Origin of the sequence: Pseudomonas sp. CAN1 (assembly GCF_030462585.1) — a bacterium.
Classification (GTDB): Bacteria; Pseudomonadota; Gammaproteobacteria; order Pseudomonadales; family Pseudomonadaceae; genus Pseudomonas.
In genome coordinates this window covers 568938-591361 of record NZ_JASMRU010000001.1, presented here as the reverse complement: position 1 = coordinate 591361, position 22424 = coordinate 568938, and the positions used below count along the sequence as shown (strand labels likewise).

Below are 22424 nucleotides of genomic sequence, written 5' to 3'. Positions count from 1 at the left end.
GGAGAGGGGCTCTTGAAGCCCAGCTCCCATGCACGAGCAACACCGACAGACCGCCGGCTGCCAATCCCCCGGCCCTGTCGCGCAACACACGACATCCCAGTGCAGAACCGCGAGCCGAAAAGGCCCGCCTTTGTACCCACAAACACAATGAGGAATGCGTATGTCTGGCAATCGTGGTGTGGTTTATCTCGGCCCGGGCAAGGTCGAAGTGCAGAACATCCCCTATCCGAAGATGCAGGACCCGCAGGGCAAGCAGATCGACCACGGGGTGATCCTTCGCGTCGTTTCCACCAACATCTGCGGCTCCGACCAGCACATGGTCCGTGGCCGTACCACCGCGCCGGAAGGCCTGGTGCTGGGCCACGAGATCACCGGCGAGGTGGTGGAGATCGGTCGTGGCGTGGAAACCATGAAGATCGGTGACCTGGTCTCGGTGCCGTTCAACGTCGCCTGCGGCCACTGCCGCACCTGCAAGGAGCAGCACACCGGCGTCTGCCTGACGGTCAACCCGTCCCGTGCTGGCGGCGCCTATGGCTACGTCGACATGGGCGGCTGGGTCGGTGGCCAGGCCGAGTACGTGATGGTCCCCTACGCCGACTTCAACCTGCTGCGCCTGCCCAACCGCGACGCGGCGATGGAGAAGATCCGCGACCTGACCTGCCTCTCCGACATCCTCCCCACCGGCTACCACGGTGCGGTGACGGCCGGCGTCGGTCCGGGCAGCACCGTCTACATCGCCGGTGCCGGCCCGGTCGGCCTCGCCGCCGCCGCTTCTGCACGCCTGCTGGGCGCCGCCGTGGTGATCGTCGGTGACGTCAACCCGACCCGCCTGGCCCACGCCAAGGCGCAGGGCTTCGAAATCGCCGACCTGTCCAAGGACACCCCGCTGCACGAGCAGATCGCCGATCTGCTGGGCGAGCCGGAAGTGGACTGCGCGGTCGACGCGGTAGGCTTCGAAGCCCGTGGCCACGGTCATTCGGGCTCGCAGCACGAGGCTCCGGCCACCGTACTGAACTCGCTGATGGGCGTGGTGCGGGTCGCCGGCAAGATCGGCATTCCCGGCCTCTACGTCACCGAGGATCCGGGCGCGGTGGACGCGGCCGCCAAGCAGGGCTCGCTGAGCATCCGCTTCGGCCTGGGCTGGGCCAAGTCGCACAGCTTCCACACCGGCCAGACCCCGGTGATGAAGTACAACCGCCAGCTGATGCAGGCGATCATGTGGGACCGCATCAAGATCGCCGACGTGGTCGGAGTGGAAGTCATCACCCTCGACCAGGCGCCCAAGGGCTATGGCGAGTTCGATGCCGGCGTGCCGAAGAAATTCGTCATCGACCCGCACAGCCTGTTCAGCGCCGCCTGACAGCAACGCGTTCCCGGCCGCGCTCCCCAGCGCGGTCGTCTCTCCAGGGAGCCGCAAGGCTCCCTTTTTTTGTTCCCCTGCCGGGACCTGTAGGAGCGGACCTTGTCCGCGAAATCCAGCGCGGCGGAATCTATCTGTGCCGGGAGCGCTCGTCTGTCGAGCATTCACCTGGCAACCAATGAGCGGCGGCAAAGCTTCGCGGACAAGGTCCGCTCCTACGCCGAGTTTCCCGGTGACACCATCCTGCAAATGCGCTCAGGGCTTGGGCGCCGGGCAGTTGAAGTCGCCTTCCTGGCAATCGGACAGCGCCTGCAGTTCCTTGATGCGGTTGTCGGTCATGGCCGTCAGGCAACTGTTGTAGGCCATCGGGTAGCCCGAGCCGCCCTTGGCGCCAGCCGTCTCGAACTGGCAGCTGAGATCGCGGTAGTTCAGCCAGGCCTTCTGCGCAGCGGTCAGGGCCTTCTTCTGCCCGGCATCCAGGCGCTGGCGATACTGCCCGTAGAGGTCGTTGAGGCGCTTATCGCTGGCCTTGTAGGCGGCGCCGGTGCAGGCGTTGATCTCGCCCTGGGTCTGGGCGTTGGCGCAGTCGTCGGCGGCCTGGGCGGCAGCGGCGAAGGCCAGCAGGCTGGCGGGCAGGAGCAGGGCAAGGGACAGGAACTTCATGGGGCGCGATCCGTTGTTTTGGATGGAACCACCACTCTAGCTGCTTCGGCAATAACTCGGCCAAGCGGCGGATAACGCCTGGGGCGTTATCCGCCCTACACCAGCGATCAGGCCCGGCAGGAATGTAGCGCGAATAACCGCTTGCGGTTATCCGCCGTTACATCGCCAATCCCTATCCTCGCATCATCAGCCGAGCAGCTTCGCCGCCATCCGCTCCAGCGCCTGGCGCTGGAAGGCGCGGAAGTCCGCGTCAGGCTGCTGGCCTTCGAGCATCGGCAGGAAGGGGTCGACCACTGCGGTGCGCACGCCGGCCATTTCCTCGATCACCGCATGACCGCAGAACGGCACGTAGGCTTCCGCGTAACCGCCTTCATGGACCACCACCAGGCGCCCGTTGCACAGGCGCTCGGCAGCGTCGCGCACGGCGGCGGTCATGAAGCGGAAGGTCTCGCTGTGGGCGAGCATGCGCGCCAGCGGGTCCACTCCGTTGGCGTCGAAGCCGCTGGCGACCACGATCAGCTCGGGCTGGAAGCGCTCCAGCGCCGGCACGATGATGGTTTCCATGGCTACGCGGTAAGCGTCGTCACCGCTGCCCGGATAAAGCGGCACGTTGAGGTTGTAGCCCTTGCCCGCGCCCTCGCCGATATCGCCCACCGCACCGCTGCCGGTGGGATAGCAGTCGGCCTGGTGGATCGACAGGGTCAGCACGTCGTCGCGGCCGTAGAAGATCGCCTCGGTGCCGTTGCCGTGGTGCACGTCCCAGTCGAGCACCGCTACGCGCTGGATGCCATGGCGGGCCTTGGCCGTCTCCACCGCCACGGCGATGTTCGCCAGGTAGCAGAAGCCCATGCCACGATCCGGCAGGCAGTGGTGGCCCGGCGGACGGGACAGCGCATAGGCGTTGTCCAGCTCACCACGCAATACCGCATCAACGGCGGCGATGGTCAGGCCGGCGGACTGCCGGGCGATGTCGTAGGTGCCGTGGCTGACCATGGTCTCCTCGCCCATGTCGCCGTGGCCGACTTCGCTGTAAGCCTTGAAACGCTCCAGGTAGCTGGCCGGGTGTACCCGCAGCAGGTCTTCCTCGCTGGCCAGCGGCGCGCTGGACAGGTGCAGCTGGGCGCTCAGCCCGGAGACGTCCATCAGGCTTTTCAGCCGGCGCTTGCTCTCTGGCGACTCGGCGTGGCCGGCGCCCACCGGCGGCTGCAGCCAGCCACCGACGGGAAGGATCAGCGCATGCAGCCCAGTCGCGTGCCAGAAGCAGCGTTCGTCGAAGAAGAACCCGGTGCGGCGGCTCATGCGCGGGCCGCCTTCAGTGCACGCTGGCGCTTGCGGCTGAACAGCCAGTAGACCGGCGAGACCACGCCCAGGCCGACCACCCAGGAGATGTCCGCACCGTTCATGGCCTGCGCCGCGGCGCCGGTGTAGAGCGCGGTGGACATGAACGGAACCTGCACCAGGATGCCGAGGATGTAGCAGTTCACCGCGGTCCAGTTGAAGGTGCCGTAGATGCCGCCGTCACGCCGGAAGAACGACAGCACGTCGTACTCGCCATGGGCGATCAGGTAGTAGTCGACCAGGTTGATCGCGCTCCAGGGCACCAGCACGTAGAGCAGCAGCAGGATGAAGTTGGTGTAGTTGGCCATGAAGTTGTCCTGGCCGAGCAGGGCGATGGTCAGCGAACCGCCGAACAGCGCCAGGGCGATCACCGCGCGCCAGCCGGCCTTGGCCGACCAGGCGGGAATCAGCGTCTGGCCGACGGTGATGGCCGAGAGGGTGCCGCAGTACAGGTTCATCGAGTTGGTGGCGGCGATGCCGATGGAGAACACCGCGACCATGACGGCGCTGAAGCCACCGGTCATCTCGATCAGGCCGGCGATGACGTCGCCCTCGCCAACCGAAAGGCCAACCAGCACGCCCAGCAGCATCGGCAGGATCGAACCCAGACAGCAGCCCCAGTAGCTGGACCAGAATGCGGTGCGCGAACCGGTGCCCTGCGGCATGTAGCGCGAGTAGTCGGAAACGTAGGGCGCATACGCCAATTGCCACAGCGCGGCGATGGACAGCGCGCCGAGGAAGCCGGGGATGTTGTTCTCGTTGCGCTGCAGCAGGTCCGCCGGCAGGCCGTGGACGAACACCAGCCAGACGAAGCTGACCAGCAGCACCGCGCCGGACAGCCAGGACATCACACGGGTGTAGCCGTGGATCAGGCGGTAGCCGAACACCGTGGCGATCACGCTGATCGTGCCCACCAGCAGGATGCCGGTATTGGTGCCGATCACCTCGTAGCGCGCATGCAGCGCCTGGCCGCCGAGCACCAGGTTGGAGGCGAAGAAGCCCAGGTACATGATCACCACCAGGGCGACCACCAGGAGTGAGCCGAAGGAGCCGAACTGGCCGCGGGTCTGCACCATCTGCGGCACGCCCAGCTGCGGGCCCTGGGCCGAGTGCAGGGCCATGAACACGCCACCCACCAGGTTGCCGAGCACCAGCGCCAGCACGGCGGCGAAGAACGGCAGCTTGAACACGGTGACCGCCAGGGCGCCGGTGACCACGGTCAGCAGCATGATGTTGCTGCCGAACCAGATGGTGAAGAGGTCGCGGGCGCGGCCGTGTCGTTCGTGTGCGGCGATGGGCTGGATGGTGCTCAGCTCCAGGGTCGTCGCCTGGTTTTGCGTCGTTGTCATTGTGATTCTCACGCGTCGTTGGCAAGGCAGGCCCGGCGCGAGCGCCGGGCTTGGATCAGGAAAGGATCAGCGGGCGGCCCAGGCGTTGAAGCGCTGTTCAAGCTCTTCGCCGTGGTCGACCCAGAAGGCCGCGTCCACCGAACGGGCGCCTTCGAGGTTGGCCGGCGCGGTGGGCAGCGCATCGCGCACGTCCGCCGGCAACAGGTCCAGCGTGCCTTTGTGCACCGGGCCGTAGGGGATGTTCTCGGAGAAGGTCTTCTGGGTTTGCGGCTGGCTGGCGAAAGCGATGAACTTCTCGGCCAGCGCCTTGTTCGGCGTGCCCTTCACCACGGCCCAGTATTCCGGGTCATACAGGCTGCCCGGCCAGACGATGCCCAGCTTCACACCTTCCTTCTGCGCGGCGGCGATGCGGCCGTTATAGGCGGCGCTCATCACCACGTCACCGGCGGCCAGCCACTGCGGCGGTTGCGCGCCGGCTTCCCACCACTGGATGTTGCCCTTGAGCTGGTCGAGCTTGGCGAAGGCACGGTCGACGCCTTCCTTGGTGCCGAGCACCTTGTAGAGATCTTCCTGTTTCACGCCGTCGGCCAGCAGGGCGATCTCCAGGGTGTACTTGGCGCCCTTGCGCAGGCCGCGCTTGCCTGGATATTCAGTGGTGTTCCAGAAGTCGGCCCAGGACTGCGGAGCCTTGGCGACCTTGGCGCCGTTGTAGGCCATGACCATGGACCAGACGTAGGTGGCCACGCCGCACTCGCTGAGGGTGCCGGGGACGAAGTTCTTCGCGTCGCCGATGGCCGCCGGGTCGATGTGTTCGAACAGGCCTTCGTCGCAACCACGCAGCAGCTCGGGGCTTTCCACCTCGACCACGTCCCAGGTGACCTTGCCGACGTCGACCATGGCTTTCACCTTGGCCATCTCGCCGTTGTATTCCCCGGCGACGATCTTGCCGGCGCCGCTGGCCTCGAAGGGCTTGAAGTAGGCCTGCTCCTGGGCCGCCTTGGTGGCGCCGCCGAAGGAGATGACGGTGATGCTTTGGGACTGTGCTTGAACACTGCTGACAGCAGCGGCAAGGGCACAGGTGATGGAGATGCGCGTGAGCAAGGACACTTTCATGGAACGACTCCCACAGCCGGATTGGCGTTGTTGTGTTGCTGGGCAGTACCCCCGGCCAGAAGCCGGGCAAAAGGGTTCCATCGCGCGGGCGTCTTTGCGCTCGCGGCGTTGTTATCAGGTATTCGTGGAGCCGTAGGGCGCATAACCCGGAATGGGTTATCCGCCGGTCAATCCACGGCGGATAACGCTGGCGCGTTATGCGTCCTACAGTCGGCTCCGGCGCCTTACAGCACGCCGATTTCCTGGGCCGTGCGGTCAACCGCGCGGCGGGTCTTGTCGACCAGCTCGTCGATCTCGGCACGGCCGGCGACCAGCGCCGGGGCCATGATCATGCGGCCGAGGGTGGAACGGATGATCAGGCCCTCCTCGAAGCCGATGGTGCGGCAGCGCCAGGCGATGTCGTTCTCGTTGTCGAAGCGCTTGCGGGTGGCCTTGTCCTGGACGAACTGCAGCGCGGCAACGAAGCCGGTGCCCTGGATATCGCCCACCAGCGGGTGGTTGCCGAAGACTTCGCGCAGGCACTGCTGCAGGTAGGGGCCGGTGTCGTTCTTCACCGCATTCACCCAGCCCTCGTCACGCAGTGCGCGCAGGTTGGCGACCGCCACCGCTGCCGCCACCGGGTGGCCGGAGTAGGTCAGGCCGTGGGCGAACACGCCGCCCTCTTCCACCAGCGCCTGGGCGATGCGCTTGCTCAGCACCAGGCCGCCCATGGGGATGTAGCCGCTGGTCAGGCCCTTGGCGATGGACAGGGTGTCGGGCTGGAAGCCGAAGTGCTGGTGGGCGAACCACTCGCCGGTACGGCCGAAGCCGCCGATCACTTCGTCGGCGCACAGCAGCACGTCGTACTGACGGCAGATGCGCTGGATTTCCGGCCAGTAGCTTTCCGGCGGGAAGATCATGCCGCCAGCGCCCTGGAAGGGTTCGGCGATGAAGCCGGCGACGTTGTCGGCGCCCAGCTCGAGGATCTTTTCTTCCAGCTGCAGCGCGCAGCGACGGCCGAACTCGGCCGGGGTCAGGTCACCGCCGGCAGCGAAGAAGTAGGGTTCGTCGATGTGCGCGATATCCGGGATCAGGCCGCCCATCTCGTGCATGAACTTCATGCCGCCCAGCGCGGTGGCCGCCAGGGTGGAGCCGTGGTAGCCGTTCCAGCGGCCGATCATGATCTTCTTCTGCGGCTTGCCTTCGATCTGCCAGAAGCGGCGCACGGTACGGATCAGCACCTCGTTGGCCTCGGAGCCGGAGTTGGTGTAGATCGCGTGGCTGTAGTGGTCGGGCAGCAGGCTGAAGAGGGTTTCGGAAAGCTCGATCACCGCCGGGTGGGTGGTGTGGAAGAACATGTTGTAGTACGGCAGTTCGTCCAGCTGGGCGGTGGCGGCGGCGGTCAGGTCCTTGCGGCCGTAGCCCAGGTTGGTGCACCACAGGCCGGACATGCCGTCGATGTACTTGTTGCCATCGTTGTCCCAGAGGTGCAGGCCTTCGCCGCGCACCATCACGCGCGGGCCTTCGGCGTTCAGCGCCTTCTGGTCGAGGAAGGCATGGATGTGGTGGGCCGCGTCCGCTTTCTGGTATTCGCGGGTATCACGTGGCGCTCTCTTCTGGTCGGTCATCGACTTTCTCCTCTATCCCTCGGCGGTGCTCCGGCAGCCGGCCTGAGGGGTCTTCAGGGGATCGAGGGCGACGGACTTACCTAGGCAGTCTCACCGGCCGTCTCGAACGGTTCGGTTAGGAATTCGGGCGTTGCTCAGGCGCCGAGTTTTAGCCCGGCAGCCTGTCTTGTATCAGTCGCGCAGCTGGAACCAGGTGGTCTTGAGCTGCGTGTATTTATCGAAGGAATGCAGCGAGAGGTCGCGGCCGAAGCCGGACTGCTTGCCGCCACCGAACGGAATCGCCGGGTCCAGCGCGTCAACGGTGTTCACCGACACGGTGCCGGCGTTCAGCTTGCGCGCCACACGGTGGGCGCGGTGAAGGTCGTCGCTCCACAGGGAGGCGGCGAGGCCGTAGATGCTGTCGTTGGCCAGGCGCACGGCTTCTTCTTCGCTGTCGAAGGGGATGACTGCAAGCACCGGGCCGAACACTTCGTCGCGGGCCAGGGATTGATCCGGGCGCACGCCGGTGAAGATGGTCGGCTCGATGAAGTTGTCCGAGCCGTTGAAGCTCAGCTGGTGGCCACCGCAGGCGAGCTGCGCGCCGTCGCTCTGGGCGCGGTCGATGCAGGCCATGATGCCGGCGGTCTGCTTGTTGTCGACGATGGAGCCGGCGCGGCTGGCCGGGTCCAGCGGGTCGCCCGGCGCCCAGTCGCGGGCCTTGGCGATCAGGCGTTCGACGAACTCGTCGTGGATCGAACGCTCCACCAGCAGGCGCGAGTTGGCCGAGCAGACTTCGCCCTGGTTGAAGAAGATGCCGAAGGCGGCCTTCTCGGCGGCCAGGTCCAGATCACGGCAGTCGGCGAACACCAGGTTCGGGCTCTTGCCGCCACACTCCAGCCAGACCTGCTTGAGGTTGGACTGCGCGGAATACTGCATGAAGTACTTGCCGACCTGGGTCGAACCAGTGAACACCAGGGCGTCCACGTCCGGGTGCAGGCCCAGGGCCTTGCCGGCGGTTTCGCCCAGGCCCGGAACGACGTTCAGCACGCCCTCGGGGATGCCGGCTTCCAGCGCCAGCTCGGCCAGGCGCAGGGCGGAGAACGGCGACTGCTCGGCGGGCTTGAGCACCACGGAGTTGCCGGCAGCCAGCGCTGGCGCCAGCTTCCAGGCGGCCATGTCGAGGGGGAAGTTCCACGGCACCACGGCGCCGATCACGCCCAGCGGCGTGCGGGTGATGGTAGCCAGGGCGTTCTGCGCGGTCGGCGCGACCTGGTCGTAGAGCTTGTCGAGGCTTTCCGCGTACCAGGAGAACACGCCGGCAGCGCCGGGCACGTCAATGTTCCAGGCGTCCATCACCGGCTTGCCCATGTTCAGGGTGTCGAGCAGGGCCAGTTCGTCGCGGTTGGCCATCATCAGCTCGGCGAGCTTCTGCAGCACGGCCTTGCGCTCACGCGGCGCCATGCGCGCCCACGGGCCCGTTTCGAAGGCCTTGCGGGCGACGCGCACGGCGGCGTCGACTTCAGCTGCGCCACAGGCAGCGACATTGGCCAGCAGGCGATTGGTCGCCGGGTCGATGGCCGCGAAGGTCGCGCCATCCTGCGCCGCCACGCGGCGGCCGCCGATCAGCGCGCTGTCGATGAAGGTCTGCCGGGCAGCACGCTGCCGCCAATCGTTGAGCTCGTACACCAGGGCACTCCTGCTTCGCTCGCCCTCGAGGGACGTTGTTGTTCGAATGTGGATTGGATGGTCGCCCAAGGCCTTGCCAAGGAAAATTATTAAATTTGTCTTCGGGATATATGAAAAAGCTGGGCAGCCACGCACCGGCCCGGAGCGTTGTGCGCCATTGCGGTGCACCCCTGCGCACCGCTGCAGGGCCCGTAGTCAGCGGGTCAGCGCAGCGTACAGCTCGGGCCGGCGGCCTGGCAGATAGGGGAAAGTCGCGGCCTGGCGGGCGCGCTGCTGCGGGTCGAGATCGACAATCAGCAGACTCTCCGCGTGCCCGGCGGCAGCCAGCCGTTCGCCATCCGGCGCGACGATGCAGGAGCCGCCGAGGAAGGCCAGCCCGTCCTCCACGCCGCAGTGGTTGCAGTAGGCGACGAACAGCTGGTTCTCCACCGCCCGTGCCGGGACTATCACGCCCGGCACCGCGCCGTATTCGGGCGTCAGCGCGGTGGGAATGAGGATCAGCCCGGCGCCGTTCAGCGCGTGGGTGCGCACCGCCTCGGGGTACTCCACGTCGAAGCAGATCAGCAGGCCGATGCTCCAGCCGGCGAAGTCGAAAGGCGCTTCCAGCACATCGCCGGCGCTGAACACCTCGCGCTCCATGGCACCGAACAGGTGCGCCTTGCGGTAGTGGCCCAGGGCGTTGCCGGACGGGCCGATCACCTGCACCGAGTTGTACGGCTTGCCGCCCTGCGGATGGCGTTCGGCGTAGCCGTAGGCGATGGCCAGCCCGAAGCGCTGCGCCAGCTCGCCGATGCGCGCGGCCGACGGCCCGTCCGCCGCTTCGGCCAGCTCGTTCATCCGTTGCGGCACGTTGTAGCCGCCCAGCCACAGCTCGGGGCAGAGCAGCAGTTGCGCGCCGGCAGCGGCAGCGGCGCCCGCCTGGCGCTCCAGTTGCTCGAGGTTGCCGGCGACATCGCCGGGGAGGCCGCAGGTCTGCCAAAGGGCCATGCGCATGAGCTTTACTCCAGGCTGCGTGTACGGGATTTGCAGGGGGTTTTCACCCGCTGTGCTGGAGTATGCCCGCGCCCGGAGGGTCGCAGCAGGCGGCCAAGGCCATGAAAAATGTGGTCCCCGGCGAGGAAAATCTTCGCCATGGGCCGCCCCCGCCGGCCGGCCCAACGGGGTATCTTGTATAAAAAAGCATCAACGAGGCGTGCAGTGGCTTCCTATACCTTGCGGCAATTGAAGTATTTCGTGACCACCGTGGAATGCGGCAGCGTGGCCGAGGCGTCGCGCAAGCTGTACATCGCACAGCCGTCCATCTCCACGGCGATCAAGGGGCTGGAAGAGAGCTTCGGCGTGCAGCTGTTCATCCGCCACCACGCCCAGGGCGTGTCGCTCACCCCCAGTGGCGCGCGCTTCTACCGCAAGGCGCAGGAACTGCTGCGCATGGCCCACGAGTTCGAGCAGAACGCCCTCGCCGACAACGACGTGGTGGCTGGGCAGATCGACATCGGCTGCTTCGAAACGGTCGCCCCGCTCTACCTGCCGCGGCTGATCTCGGGCTTTCGCGAGCGCTACCCCGGCGTGGAAATCCGCATCAGCGACGGCGAGCAGCAGGAGCTGGTGCAGGGCCTGACCGCCGGCCGCTTCGACCTGGCGCTGCTCTATGAGCACGACCTCGACGCCACCATTTCCACAGACCCGCTGATGCCCGCCCAGCGCCCCTACGCGCTGCTGCCGGAGAACCACCGCTTCGCCAAGCAGGACAAGGTGTCCCTGCGCGACCTGGTGCTGGAGCCGATGATCCTGCTGGACGTGCAGCCCAGCCGTACCTACTTCGTGCGCATCTTCGAGGAGCTGGGGCTGAACCCTCACATCGCCTTCAGCTCGCCGTCGATCGAGATGGTGCGCGGCATGGTCGGCCAGGGCTTCGGCTTCTCCTTGCTGGTCACCCGCCCGCACTCCGAATGCACCTACGACGGCAAGAAGGTGGTGACGGTGGACGTTGCCGAGGAGGTCAGCACCTCCGGCCTGGTCGCCGCCTGGCTCAAGCGCGCCCAGCTGACCAAGCCGGCGCAGCTGTTCGTCGACTTCGCGCGGGAGGAGTTGAGCGGGAAACACTGAGGCGCGCTTTTCGTAGGACCGAGGGGGACGCCTAGTCCTTGCTCGCGAATCACCCAACCTCCTGCGCGATGGCCTGCCCTCACCCTAACCCTCTCCCAGAGGGAGAGGGGACAATTGGGTAGGCTCTGAAAGCTAGGCGCTCGCCGGCTGACTCCATAAACGACCCTCCACCGCGGACGGCCCCCTCTCCCCCTGGGAGAGGGCTGGGGTGAGGGAAAAGCCCAAACACCGCGCCCTCCCGTCACTCCCCGTGCCCCGCGCCGACATCCGGGGTTACAATCTCGCCCCCATTTCGCAATGCCTCCCCGCCCCATGCTCATCTGGAAAGAGCGCGTGCAGCGCCTGATCACCTTCGTCCTCGGCCTGCTGCAGCGCTACCCGCACATCGTCGCCCTGTTCGGCTTCTGCTCCGGCGTCTTCAGTTTCATCATGGTGGACCGCCACCGCGCCGGCTTCGCCCGCGCCATGGCCATCGTCATGCTGGTCAGCTGGATCTGGCTGATGCTGGAGAACCTGCTCACCGACCGCTTCAAGCGCCGCTTCGGCTGGGAAGTCCCGCCGGGCCTGCTGCGCTATGCGACCCAGCTGATCCACCAGGAAAGCCTGTTCTTCTGCCTGCCGTTCTTCTTCGTCACCACCACCTGGAACAGCGGCCAGGCCCTGTTCACCGGCGTGCTGACGCTGGCCGGGCTGGCCGCGATCACCGACCCGGTCTACTACAAGTGGCTGTCGGTGCGCCGCTGGACCTTCCTCGGCTACCACACCCTGACGCTGTTCGCGGTGCTGCTCACCGCGCTGCCGATCATCCTCCACCTGAGCACCCCGCAGAGCTACCAGGCGGCGCTGGGCATCGCCGTGCTGCTGTCCTTCCCGAGCCTGGCGGTGACGGTGAAGATCCACAAATGGTGGCGCTGGTTCGCCCTCATCGGCCTGACCCTGTCCATCGGCGCGGTGGGCTGGTTCGCCCGTGCCTGGGTGCCGCCGTCGACCCTGTGGATGACCGAGATGGCGGTGACCGAGAGCTTCGACAACGCCCAGCGCACCCCCGGCGACAGCCTGGAGACGGTCAGCGTCGCGCAGATCAAGAGCCAGGGCCTCTACGCCTACACCGCGATCAACGCCCCGCGCGGGCTGAACGAGCGCATCTACCACGCCTGGCGGCTGAACGGCCAGGAAGTCGACCGCATCGCCCTCGACATCAAGGGCGGCCGCGAGGCCGGCTACCGCGCCTGGACGCACAAGCAGAACTTCCCCAGCGACCCGAGCGGCAACTGGCAGGTGCAGGTGCTGACCGAAGCCGGGCAAGTCATCGGTACGCTGCGCTTCGAGGTCACGCCCTGACCACTCGGTATCCTTGACCCGACTCGGCGCTTTCCCCTACAAGACCCTCTCCCCAGAACAAAAAGCGCCGAGAGAGTCATGACCGATACCGCCCTGCACCCGTTCGACCGCGCCGTGGCCCTGCAACCCGTGGCCGGCCAGCCCAACCTCTACGAGGGCCGCACCAGCCAGGACTACTGGAACATGGTCGGCCCCTTCGGCGGCGTCACCGCCGCGGTCCTGCTGCAGGGCGCGCTGCGCCATCCGCAGCTGCTCGGCAGCCCGGTGTCGCTGACGGTGAACTACGCCGCGGCGGTCGTGGCCGGCGCCTTCCAGGTCGAAGCCGTGCCGGTGCGCACCAACCGCTCCACCCAGCACTGGCTGCTGCAACTGACCCAGGCCGATGAAGCCGGCGAGCAGCAGGTCACCACCACCGCCACCCTGGTCACCGCGCTGCGCCGCGAGACCTGGAGCCTCACCGACATCCCCGCGCCGGACCTCGCTCCGCCCAGCGACTTCGAGCCGATGAGCCCCAACGCCAAGGGCGTGGCCTGGCCCAAGCAGTACGAGATGCGCCCGGTCTCCGGCGCCTTCCCGACCCAGTGGGACGGCACCGGCGAGACCAGCCGCAGCCAGCTCTGGCTGCGCGACGCCCAGGACCGCCCGCTGGACTTCCTGTCCCTGGCGGCGATGAGCGACATCTTCTACCCGCGCATCTGGCTGCGCCGCGCCACCCCGGTGCCGGCCGGCACCGTGTCGATCACCACCTACTTCCACACCGACGCCGCACAGATGGCCGAAGTCGGCGCGGGCTACGTGCTGGGCGACGCCCGCGCCCAGGAATTCCGCAACGGCTTCTTCGACCAGAGCGCCCAGCTGTGGAGCCAGTCCGGCGCACTGCTGGCGACCAGCAACCAGGTGGTTTACTACAAGGAGTAATCGCCGAGATGGCATCAGGGATGATCACCGTGCCAAGACACCAGAGCCTGACTAGCAAGAGCCTGGTTGGCATGGCGCTACAGCAATGGGACAGCACGTCTTCCTGGGACGCTATCTTTGCTCTTCGCTTTCGTCCCGAAGCGGAAACTGTCCGACGCTGCCAGCACCTGTTCGCCTCGAAGAACTGGCGCAAGCGGGCCTTGGCAGTGAACGTGATCTGCCAGCTGCAATTTCCGGATCATCGGGAGTATGCGCAGGACATCGCCCGCGAGCTGATCCAGGCCGCTCTCGCTGATCCACACAGTGAGGTTGTCGCTGCCGCAGCATTCGCCGCAGGTCATCGCGAATGTCCGAAGTGCCTGAGCCGGCTGATCGAACTGGCATCCGATCCTGATTGTGAGCTGCGCTTCGCAGCGACATTCGGGCTGGGGAAAAACCAGGACGTCAAAGCCATACCAACCATGCTGGCACTGGCGATGGATGCAGACGACGACGTCCGCAATTGGGCGATGTTCGGCCTGGGCTCACTGTGGGATCTGGATACCCCTGAAGTTCGCGATGCGCTCTGGCGCGGCTACTCAGACCGAGTCGACGAAATACGTGGAGAAGCCCTCGCCGGTCTGGCAAAGCGCCGGGACAAACGTGTGCTGGAACTCTTGCCCTCGGCACTGGAGGCAAACCTGTACTGGAATGTCGAACTGGTGGAAATGCTGTCCGAGCCTGAGTACCAGCCCGAGTTGCAGAAGCTCACGGACAGATCGTCTGCGGCCAGCGCTGACTACCGAGAGTCCCTGCAGATGCTGCTCGAAGAGGTCGCTGATTGGGGGCGAAGGAAACAAGGATGAAAAAGCCCGGCTCATGGCCGGGCTTTTTGTTGGCAGGAAGAAGGCTCAGACCTTCTTCACGAACTCCGACTTCAGCTTCATCGCGCCGATGCCGTCGATCTTGCAGTCGATATCGTGGTCGCCGTCCACCAGGCGGATGTTCTTCACCTTGGTGCCGACCTTCACCACCAGGGACGAGCCCTTGACCTTGAGGTCCTTGATCACGCTGACGGTGTCGCCGTCCTGCAGCAGGTTGCCGACCGCGTCCTTGATCACGCGGGCATCGCCGTCGGTCTCGCCCGAGCCGTCGGCGGACCACTCATGGGCACACTCGGGGCAGACCAGCTGGGCGCCGTCCTCGTAGGTGTATTCGGAGTTGCATTTGGGGCAGGGCGGCAGCTGGCTCACGGCGGTTCTCACACTGGAAGCGGTAAAAAGACCGCAGAGTATATAAGGTTTCTCCCTTTCCTGCCCGGCGACCCAGTTGGCAAAGAGCGGCAAAGCGCCAGCACCGTTACAGAACATTCATAATCCATCGCTATAAAAGGCGGCCTCTTCGATAAGAAAAAGGACACCACGCCATGCTGCACAAGCCCTCCCCGCTCGCGCTGAGCATCGCCCTGGTGCTGGCGAGCCTCGCCGCTGAAACCGCCGCTGCCGTTCCGGTGTCGCCCATCATCAGCGACGCGCAGACTGGCGGCCGGACCCTGGCCAACCAGGACACCCTGACCGTTACCAGCACCGGCAGCCTGGTCACCAGCGGCAAGAGCGTGGACCTCAAGGGCGCAGCCACCGGCACCGGCGTGGTCATCGACAACAGCGGCCTGATGCAGTCCACCACCGGCCGTGTGTTCGACACTTCCGGCAGCGACAGCACCACGCGCTTCTACCAGATCATCAACCGCGAAGGCGGACGCATCCTCGGCTACGACGATGCCATCCGCATGAACAACCCGTTCAGCGCCGGCAACGTGCTGGTCGACAACGCCGGCAGAATCTATTCGGCCACCGGCCAGGCGCTGGACTTCGACAAGCTGCAGAGCGCCGCGACCGTCACCCTCATCAACCGCGCCAGCGGCGTGATCCACAGCGATGGCAACGACGGCATTCGTCCCGGCGGCAATGCGACGATCACCAACTACGGCGAGATCAGCAGCTCGGACATGATCACCGCCGATACCAAGAACGACGGCATCGACTTCCAGGGCGCTTCGGGCGGCTACGTGGAAAACCACGGCCTGATCAGCGGCGGCCGCCACGGCATCACCACCGATGTCGGCGCCACCCTGATCAACTACGCCGATGGCGTGATCATCGGCCGCAACGGCTCGGGCTTCGGCTCCGATGGCGACGGCACGGTGATCAACTACGGGCGCATCAGCGGCGCCTACAACGGCCTGGTGGAAAATGGCGACGGCGATGGCGTGGACATCGACTACACCGGCCACATCGAGAACCACGGCATCATCGAAGGCCTCGGCGCTGCCGGCGAGAAAGACGGCTCGCCGAACGGCAGCGAAGGCATCGCCATGGGCGGCGGCACCATCATCAACTACGCCGGCGCGGTGATCCGCAGCGTCGACCGCGGCATCCTGGTCGACGACGGCAACGGCAACAGCGGCTTCGGCAAGACCTACCTGGAAAACCACGGCAGCATCACTGGCGAGAAGCTTTCCGGCGTGACCCTGTCCGGCGACCTCGACGACACCGTGATCAACGACGGCCTGATCCACGGCGGCAACGGCGTGGCCCTGGAGATGGGCGGCGGCAACGACAGCCTGGTGCTGCTCTCCGGCAGCCGCTTCGAAGGGTTGGTGGACGGCGGCAGCGGCCGCGATACCGTGACCTTCGACGACGCCGCTGGCGGCAGCTTCGGCAACAGCGCCAACTTCGAATGGCTGGACGTGAAACAGGGCAGCTGGACGCTCTCCAGTACCGACGATTTCAGTGAAGGCGGCGAAGTCTTCAGCGGCGCCAGCCTGAACAATACCGGCAGCTTCCTCGGCACCCTGCAGATCGATCAGGGCGCCAGCTACTCGGGCAGCGGCAGTGTCGGCGGCCTGAACGTCGCCGGCACCCTCATCGCCTCGCCGGCTAGCGGCGCCGCCCACGTGACCGGCGACCTGAACCTGCAGAGCGGCTCGACCCTGGCCTTCGGCGTGGAGCCCAGCGGCGCCCATGCCACCGTGCAGGTGGACGGCAGCACCCGCATCGACGGCTCGCACCTCACCGTGCAGGCCGGCAGCGGCAACTGGCCGTGGCAGAGCAGCGTGCAGGTGATCAGCTCCAGCGGCGGCGTCAGCGGCCAGTTCGCCGACGTGCAGAGCAACTTCGCCTTCCTCACCCCGACCCTGAGCTACAGCGCCAACAGCGTCGACCTGCAGCTGACCCGCAACGACGTGCAGTTCGGCGACCTGGCCAGCAGCGGCAACGGCCGCAACGCTGCCTCCGCCCTGCAAAGCCAGAACGGCGGCGCGCTGTACAACGCGCTGATCACCAGCGACGCGAGCAACGCCACCCAGGCCCTGGAACAACTGGCCGGCGCCAGCAACGCCAGCCTGGCCGCCGCGACCCTCGCCGGCAGCCAGCAGGTCGGCGGCGCCATGCTCAACGCCGTGCGCCAACTGGGCAGCGGCAGCTTGCTGGCCGCCACCGAGCGCAGCGATACGCCGATGCTCGCCGCCACCGGTGTGCCCAGCGAAGCCCGCAACCTGAATGACCCGAACGCTGCCGGCCGCCTGTGGATCCAGGGCATCGGCAGCCACGGCAAGCTCGACGCCCACGACAACAGCGGCGACCTGCAGCAGAACACCGGCGGCACCCTGCTCGGCGCCGACTGGGCGCTGACCCCGGACTGGCGCCTGGGCGTGCTCGGCGGCTACTCGCACACCGACCTGGACGGTAGCGGCGGCGTCTCCGGCGACATCGACAGCTGGCACCTGGGCGCCTACGCGCTGCACCAGAGCGGCCCGCTGGAAGTGCGCCTGGGCGCGGCCTACAGCAGCCACGACGGCGAGAGCAAACGCCGGGTCGAGTTCGACGGCTTCAGCGATCGTCCCAAGGGCGACTACGACGCCGACAGCTGGCAAGCCTTCGCCGAGACCGGCTACGCCATGGGCAGCGGCCGCCTGAGCGCCGAGCCCTACGCGCGCCTGGACTACCAGCGCTACGAGCGCGACTCGTACGACGAGAAGGGCGGCGCCGCGGCGCTGCACGTCGATTCCCAGGACCAGGACAACCTGAGCAGCACCCTCGGCCTGCGCATCGCCCGCCTCGATACCCTGAGCAACGGCATGAGCTTCACCCCGCGCCTGGGCCTGGGCTGGCGCCACACCTTCGGCGACATCGACAGCGAAACCCGCCAGTCCTTCATCGCCGGCGGCGACGCCTTCAGCGTCCAGGGCACCGCGCTGGACCGCAACAGCCTGCTGCTGGATGTCGGTTTCGATGTCGGCGTGTCGGCGCGCAACACCATTGGCCTGGGCTACAGCGGGCAGATGGGCAGCAACGCGCAGAACCACGCGCTGATCGCCCAGTGGCAGATGGCGTTCTGATCAGGACCAAGCGCTGAAAAAGCCCGGCAACCGCCGGGCTTTTTCTTTGCGGCGGCCAGGGCGCAATGTTCGGAAATTTCGCACACCGTCTCGGAGATCGGCACATGGCCTGATCCGGCGCGGACGGCAAAGCTTGCCGCCCCCGGTCAACCGACCGGGCTCCGCCCAATCCTGATGAGTGAGCACTCGATGAAAAAGCTTTGCCTCCTGATCGCCGCCTGCGCCGTCCTCGCTGCCTGCGACAAGCAAGAAGAATCCGTCTCGAAGACCGCCGTCCCCGCAGCAGCGGTTCAGCAGGAAGCCAAGCCTGCCGCGCAGCCAGAAGCCAAGCCGGCAGAACAGGCCGCCGAGCAACCGGCAGCCGAAGCCGCCAAGCCGGCGGAAGAAAAGCAGCAGTAATCCTGTTGCCTGGCCCAGTTCGCTGCGCCAAGCCAGTGTTCCAGCCAGCCACCTGCGGGCGGCTGGTTGCTGTCAGGGCTGCAACTGGCTGACGTAGGCGGCCAGCGCGGTGATGTCGTCCTCGCTGAGCAACGCCGCCACCGCCAGCATCGGCGAGTCGGCGCGGCTCGGATCCTTGTCGCGGTAGCGCTGCAGGGCGTGGGTCAGGTATTCGCCGGGCTGCCCGGCAATGCGCGGGAAGCCGTCATGGCCCAGGCCCTTCTCGCCGTGGCAGGTGGTGCAGACCGTGGCGAAACGCTGGGCGCCCTGCTCCAGCAGCGCCTTGTCCGGGGCGACGGCGGCGGGCCGGGCCGCCACTTTCTGCTGGCTGAAGTAGTAGGCGATATTCAGGCGATCCTGCAGCGTCAGCAGCTTCGCCGCCTGGTTCATGACGAAGTCGGTGCGCTGGCCGTCGACGTATTTCTCGAAGGCATCGAAGAGGTACTGCGGCTTCTGTCCGGCCAGGTTGGGGATGTACTCGCGCTTGCTGTTGCCGTCCTTGCCGTGGCACTTGCTGCACAGCAGGATGCGCTCCTCGGCCGCCGCATAGGCCTGCTCACGCTTGGCCGGGTCCTGCTCCAGCGCAGCGAGACGCTCCATCATCTCCGATGACTGACCCCATGCCTGGGCACTCGCGCAAAGCAGCACCCACACCAGTACGACTCTCCCCATCGCCGAACCCCGTCAGTTTTCCCAGCGTCGACGCTAATGGGTTTCTGAAGGAAGTTTCCGACGCWGATCAAGCAAAGCGGCGAATCCTCCGGGCAAAAAAAAGGGGGAGCATCGTGCTCCCCCGTGGGACTGAACCTTAAAGACCCGTCTGTCCTTGGTCAGCCTTCAATTTCAACCAGGATCTCACCGGGATTGACCCGGTCGCCCTTGGCCACGTGAATGGCCTTCACGGTGCCGGCGATGCCCGCCTGCACCTCGGTTTCCATCTTCATCGCTTCAGTGATCAGCACGGCCTGGCCGGCCTTCACGCTGTCGCCTTCCTTCACCAGCACATCGACGATGTTGCCCGGCATGGTGGTGCTGACGTGTCCCGGCTCGCTGGCCTGCTTGCGCTTGTTGCCGCCGCCGCCGATGAACTCGTTGAGCGGCTCGAACACCACTTCTTCCGGCATGCCATCCACCGACAAGTAGAAGTGGCGCTTGCCGTCGGTCTTCACACCGACGCCAGTGATGTCCACGCGGTAGCTTTCGCCGTGCACGTCGACCACGAACTCGGTCGGTACGCCCTCACCACCGGCGGCGGCGACGCCCTTGCCGTTGGGGATCGGCAGCAGCTCTTCGGGCTTCAGGGTGCCGGCGGCACGCTCTTCGAGGAACTTGCGGCCGATGTCCGGGAACATGGCGAAGGTCAGCACGTCCTCTTCGGACTTGGCCAGGCTGCCGATCTCTTCGCGCAGCTTGTTCAGCTCCGGCTTGAGCAGGTCGGCCGGGCGTACGTCGATGACTTCCTCGTTGCCGATGGCCTGGCGGCGCAGCGCTTCGTTGATCTTGCCCGGCGCCTTGCCGTAGCGGCCCTGCAGGTAGAGCTTCACCTCGTTGGTGATGGTCTTGTAGCGCTCGCCGGCCAGCACGTTGAAGAACGCCTGGGTGCCGACGATCTGCGAGGTCGGGGTGACCAGGGGCGGGAAACCGAGGTCTTCGCGGACCTTGGGGATTTCCGCGAGCACTTCGGCCATGCGGTTCAGCGCGCCCTGCTCCTTGAGCTGGTTGGCCAGGTTGGAAATCATCCCGCCCGGTACCTGGTTGACCTGCACGCGGGTATCCACGCCGGTGAACTCGCTCTCGAACTGGTGGTACTTCTTGCGCACGGCGTGGAAGTACATGCCGATTTCCTGGATCAGCTCCAGGTCCAGGCCGGTGTCGAACGGGGTGTCGCGCAGGGCGGCAACCATGGATTCGGTGCCCGGGTGGCTGGTGCCCCAGGCCATGCTGGAGATGGCGGTATCGATGCGGTCGGCGCCGTTTTCCACAGCCTTGAGCTGGCACATGCTGGCGACGCCTGCGGTGTCGTGGGAATGCACGACCACGTCCAGCGGCAACGCATCCTTCAGCGCCTTGACCAGCTCGCCGGTGGCGTAGGGGGTCAGCAGGCCGGCCATGTCCTTGATGGCGATGGAGTCGACGCCCATGTCCGCCATGGCCTTGCCCTGGGCGACGAAGGCATCGATGGTGTGTACCGGGCTGGTGGTGTAGGCGATGGTGCCCTGGGCGTGCTTGCCGGCAGCCTTCACCGCCTCGATGGAGACGCGCAGGTTACGCACGTCGTTCATCGCGTCGAAGATGCGGAACACGTCGATGCCGTTGACCGCCGCCTTGGCGACGAAGGCCCGCACCACGTCATCGCTGTAGTGGCGGTAGCCGAGCAGGTTCTGCCCGCGCAGGAGCATCTGCAGGCGGGTGTTGGGCAGCGCGGCCTTGAGCTTGCGCAGTCGCTCCCACGGGTCTTCCTTGAGGAAGCGCACGCAGGCGTCGAAGGTGGCGCCGCCCCAGACTTCCAGCGACCAGTAGCCGACCTGGTCGAGCTTGTCGCAGATCGGCAGCATGTCTTCAGTACGCATCCGGGTCGCCAGCAGCGACTGGTGGGCATCACGCAGGATGGTATCGGTGACGGTGACTTTCTTGGAAACGGTCATGTACGAATTCCTCACAGGCCAGCGTGGGCGGCAATGGCGGTAGCGATGGCGATGGCCAGGTGCGACGGGGTGCGCTTGATCGAGTACTGGGTCAGTTCCGGGTGGCTTTCGACGAAGCTGGTGTTGAACTGGCCGTTACGGAATTCCGGGTTTTTGAGGATTTCCTGGTAGTAGGCGGCAGTGGTCTTCACGCCCTGCACGCGCATGTCGTCCAGCGCACGCAGGCCACGGTCCAGCGCCTCTTCCCAGGTCAGCGCCCAGACCACCAGCTTCAGGCACATCGAGTCGTAGTACGGCGGGATGGTGTAGCCGGTGTAGATCGCCGTGTCGGTACGCACGCCGGGGCCGCCGGGGGCGTAGTAGCGGGTGATCTTGCCGAAGGACGGCAGGAAGTTGTTCTTCGGGTCTTCGGCGTTGATCCGGAATTGCAGCGCGAAGCCACGGTGGATGATGTCTTCCTGCTTGACCGAGAGCGGCAGGCCGGAGGCCACGCGGATCTGCTCGCGGACGATGTCGATGCCGGTGATTTCCTCGGTGATGGTGTGTTCCACCTGCACGCGGGTGTTCATCTCCATGAAGTACACCTCGCCATCGGCGAGCAGGAACTCCACGGTGCCGGCGTTCTCGTAGCCCACGGCCTTGGCCGCGCGCACCGAGAGATCACCGATGTAGGCGCGCTGCTCGGGGGTGAGCTGCGGGCTGGGGGCGATCTCGATGAGCTTCTGGTTGCGACGCTGGATCGAGCAATCGCGCTCGAACAGGTGCACGGTGTTGCCGAAGGAGTCGGCGAGAATCTGCGCCTCGATGTGCTTCGGGTTGACGATGCACTTCTCGAGGAAGACTTCCGCGCTGCCGAAGGCTTTGGTGGCCTCGGAGATCACGCGGGGGAAGTTCTGCTCCAGCTCTTCGCGGCTGTTGCAGCGGCGGATACCGCGGCCGCCACCACCGGAGGTGGCCTTGAGCATCACCGGGTAGCCGATGCGCTCGGCTTCGGACAGCGCTTCGGCCAGGTCGGCGACGTTGCCTTCGGTACCGGGGGTGCAGGGGACGCCGGCGGCGATCATGCTGCGGCGCGCTTCGGTCTTGTCGCCCATGCGGCGGATGACTTCCGCCGACGGGCCGATGAACTTGATCCCGCGTTCGGCGCAGATATCGGCCAGCTCGGCGTTCTCGGAGAGGAAGCCGTAGCCCGGGTGCAGGGCGTCGCAGCCGGTTTCCACCGCCAAGTTGACCAGGGCGCGCGGGTTCAGGTAGCCGGCCAGCGGGTCGGCGCCCAGGCTGTGGGCTTCGTCGGCGCGCTTGACGTGCAGGGCGTGACGGTCGGCATCGGAATAGACGGCCACCGAACGGATGCCCATCTCGGCGCAGGCACGCACGATCCGGACAGCGATCTCCCCACGGTTGGCGATCAGGATTTTCTTGATCACTGCGGCTTTCCCTCGGCCCGGGCCTTTTGGACCCCGGCGTAAAAACCCATCGGCAGCGCCGCTGACGGCAGCTGGA

The 22424-nt window shown here is 66.3% G+C and carries 18 protein-coding genes; 7 read left to right on the top strand and 11 right to left on the bottom strand.

Annotated elements, in window-relative coordinates; genetic code table 11:
• Positions 1–160 precede the first annotated feature (160 nt).
• Entirely contained in the window at positions 161–1360 is a 1200-nt protein-coding gene (fdhA, locus tag QO207_RS02755) for a formaldehyde dehydrogenase, glutathione-independent (protein WP_081519115.1), read from the top strand.
• 255 nt (positions 1361–1615) lie between these two features.
• On the opposite strand, the gene QO207_RS02750 is transcribed toward fdhA, so the two are convergent.
• The 7 genes from QO207_RS02750 to QO207_RS02720 form a co-directional block, all read right to left on the bottom strand.
• Positions 1616–2023, bottom strand: coding sequence for a lysozyme inhibitor LprI family protein (locus tag QO207_RS02750; protein WP_301479321.1), 408 nt, complete (start codon positions 2021–2023; stop codon positions 1616–1618).
• 186 nt (positions 2024–2209) lie between these two features.
• Positions 2210–3322 (bottom strand): class II histone deacetylase, encoded by a 1113-nt coding sequence (locus QO207_RS02745; protein ID WP_301479319.1) that lies wholly within the window; start codon positions 3320–3322, stop codon positions 2210–2212.
• The gene (locus QO207_RS02740) at positions 3319–4710 is read right to left on the bottom strand and encodes a cytosine permease (RefSeq protein WP_301479318.1); all 1392 of its coding nucleotides are present in this window, start codon (positions 4708–4710) and stop codon (positions 3319–3321) included. Before QO207_RS02740 ends, QO207_RS02745 begins: the two co-directional genes overlap by 4 nt.
• Before the next feature lie 66 nt (positions 4711–4776).
• Entirely contained in the window at positions 4777–5823 is a 1047-nt protein-coding gene (locus QO207_RS02735; protein ID WP_301479316.1) for an ABC transporter substrate-binding protein, read from the bottom strand.
• Positions 5824–6047: 224 nt separating this feature from the next.
• The gene (locus tag QO207_RS02730; RefSeq protein WP_301479314.1) at positions 6048–7430 is read right to left on the bottom strand and encodes an aspartate aminotransferase family protein; all 1383 of its coding nucleotides are present in this window, start codon (positions 7428–7430) and stop codon (positions 6048–6050) included.
• Between the two features lie 171 nt (positions 7431–7601).
• Positions 7602–9095 (bottom strand): aldehyde dehydrogenase, encoded by a 1494-nt coding sequence (locus QO207_RS02725; RefSeq protein ID WP_301479313.1) that lies wholly within the window; start codon positions 9093–9095, stop codon positions 7602–7604.
• A 195-nt stretch (positions 9096–9290) separates the two neighbouring features.
• Positions 9291–10088, bottom strand: coding sequence for a carbon-nitrogen hydrolase family protein (locus QO207_RS02720; protein ID WP_301479311.1), 798 nt, complete (start codon positions 10086–10088; stop codon positions 9291–9293).
• Between the two features lie 204 nt (positions 10089–10292).
• Between QO207_RS02720 and QO207_RS02715 the strand changes: the two genes are divergently transcribed.
• From QO207_RS02715 to QO207_RS02700, 4 genes are all read left to right on the top strand, one after another.
• Entirely contained in the window at positions 10293–11201 is a 909-nt protein-coding gene (locus tag QO207_RS02715; RefSeq protein ID WP_192435430.1) for a LysR substrate-binding domain-containing protein, read from the top strand.
• A gap of 297 nt (positions 11202–11498) precedes the next feature.
• A complete protein-coding gene (locus QO207_RS02710) occupies positions 11499–12542 on the top strand; it encodes a DUF5924 family protein (protein ID WP_301479309.1) in 1044 nt (347 codons plus the stop codon).
• A gap of 78 nt (positions 12543–12620) precedes the next feature.
• Complete coding sequence (locus QO207_RS02705) at positions 12621–13460, top strand: acyl-CoA thioesterase II (RefSeq protein ID WP_301479307.1); 840 nt, start codon at positions 12621–12623, stop codon at positions 13458–13460.
• Between the two features lie 71 nt (positions 13461–13531).
• Complete coding sequence (locus tag QO207_RS02700; RefSeq protein WP_301479305.1) at positions 13532–14305, top strand: HEAT repeat domain-containing protein; 774 nt, start codon at positions 13532–13534, stop codon at positions 14303–14305.
• 45 nt (positions 14306–14350) lie between these two features.
• On the opposite strand, the gene QO207_RS02695 is transcribed toward QO207_RS02700, so the two are convergent.
• A complete protein-coding gene (locus tag QO207_RS02695) occupies positions 14351–14692 on the bottom strand; it encodes a zinc ribbon domain-containing protein YjdM (RefSeq protein WP_301479303.1) in 342 nt (113 codons plus the stop codon).
• Positions 14693–14865: 173 nt separating this feature from the next.
• On the opposite strand from QO207_RS02695, the gene QO207_RS02690 reads away from it, so the two are divergent.
• Together QO207_RS02690 and QO207_RS02685 are read left to right on the top strand one after the other, a co-directional pair.
• Positions 14866–17838: an autotransporter outer membrane beta-barrel domain-containing protein gene (locus tag QO207_RS02690; RefSeq protein ID WP_301479301.1), complete on the top strand. Its 2973-nt coding sequence runs from the start codon at positions 14866–14868 to the stop codon at positions 17836–17838.
• A 174-nt stretch (positions 17839–18012) separates the two neighbouring features.
• A complete protein-coding gene (locus QO207_RS02685) occupies positions 18013–18237 on the top strand; it encodes a hypothetical protein (RefSeq protein ID WP_301479299.1) in 225 nt (74 codons plus the stop codon).
• Between the two features lie 72 nt (positions 18238–18309).
• On the opposite strand, the gene QO207_RS02680 is transcribed toward QO207_RS02685, so the two are convergent.
• From QO207_RS02680 to QO207_RS02670, 3 genes are all read right to left on the bottom strand, one after another.
• Positions 18310–18876 carry a c-type cytochrome gene (locus QO207_RS02680; protein ID WP_301479297.1) on the bottom strand — a complete coding sequence of 189 codons (567 nt, stop codon included), beginning with the start codon at positions 18874–18876 and terminating at the stop codon, positions 18310–18312.
• A 230-nt stretch (positions 18877–19106) separates the two neighbouring features.
• Entirely contained in the window at positions 19107–20921 is a 1815-nt protein-coding gene (oadA, locus tag QO207_RS02675) for a sodium-extruding oxaloacetate decarboxylase subunit alpha (RefSeq protein WP_301479296.1), read from the bottom strand.
• Between the two features lie 11 nt (positions 20922–20932).
• Positions 20933–22348 carry an acetyl-CoA carboxylase biotin carboxylase subunit gene (locus QO207_RS02670; protein ID WP_024766119.1) on the bottom strand — a complete coding sequence of 472 codons (1416 nt, stop codon included), beginning with the start codon at positions 22346–22348 and terminating at the stop codon, positions 20933–20935.
• Between the last annotated feature and the right edge of the window lie 76 nt (positions 22349–22424).

What these genes read in the sequence shown, in the direction of transcription:
- QO207_RS02710 (WP_301479309.1), top strand. Translation starts at nt 11,499, where the DNA reads ATGCCTCCCCGCCCCATGCTCATCTGGAAAGAGCGCGTGCAGCGCCTG.
- QO207_RS02700 (WP_301479305.1), top strand. Translation starts at nt 13,532, where the DNA reads ATGGCGCTACAGCAATGGGACAGCACGTCTTCCTGGGACGCTATCTTT.
- QO207_RS02730 (WP_301479314.1), bottom strand. Translation starts at nt 7,430, where the DNA reads ATGACCGACCAGAAGAGAGCGCCACGTGATACCCGCGAATACCAGAAA.
- QO207_RS02705 (WP_301479307.1), top strand. Translation starts at nt 12,621, where the DNA reads ATGACCGATACCGCCCTGCACCCGTTCGACCGCGCCGTGGCCCTGCAA.
- QO207_RS02735 (WP_301479316.1), bottom strand. Translation starts at nt 5,823, where the DNA reads ATGAAAGTGTCCTTGCTCACGCGCATCTCCATCACCTGTGCCCTTGCC.
- fdhA (WP_081519115.1), top strand. Translation starts at nt 161, where the DNA reads ATGTCTGGCAATCGTGGTGTGGTTTATCTCGGCCCGGGCAAGGTCGAA.
- QO207_RS02750 (WP_301479321.1), bottom strand. Translation starts at nt 2,023, where the DNA reads ATGAAGTTCCTGTCCCTTGCCCTGCTCCTGCCCGCCAGCCTGCTGGCC.
- QO207_RS02740 (WP_301479318.1), bottom strand. Translation starts at nt 4,710, where the DNA reads ATGACAACGACGCAAAACCAGGCGACGACCCTGGAGCTGAGCACCATC.
- QO207_RS02680 (WP_301479297.1), bottom strand. Translation starts at nt 18,876, where the DNA reads ATGGAGCGTCTCGCTGCGCTGGAGCAGGACCCGGCCAAGCGTGAGCAG.
- oadA (WP_301479296.1), bottom strand. Translation starts at nt 20,921, where the DNA reads ATGACCGTTTCCAAGAAAGTCACCGTCACCGATACCATCCTGCGTGAT.
- QO207_RS02685 (WP_301479299.1), top strand. Translation starts at nt 18,013, where the DNA reads ATGAGTGAGCACTCGATGAAAAAGCTTTGCCTCCTGATCGCCGCCTGC.
- QO207_RS02720 (WP_301479311.1), bottom strand. Translation starts at nt 10,088, where the DNA reads ATGCGCATGGCCCTTTGGCAGACCTGCGGCCTCCCCGGCGATGTCGCC.
- QO207_RS02745 (WP_301479319.1), bottom strand. Translation starts at nt 3,322, where the DNA reads ATGAGCCGCCGCACCGGGTTCTTCTTCGACGAACGCTGCTTCTGGCAC.
- QO207_RS02690 (WP_301479301.1), top strand. Translation starts at nt 14,866, where the DNA reads ATGCTGCACAAGCCCTCCCCGCTCGCGCTGAGCATCGCCCTGGTGCTG.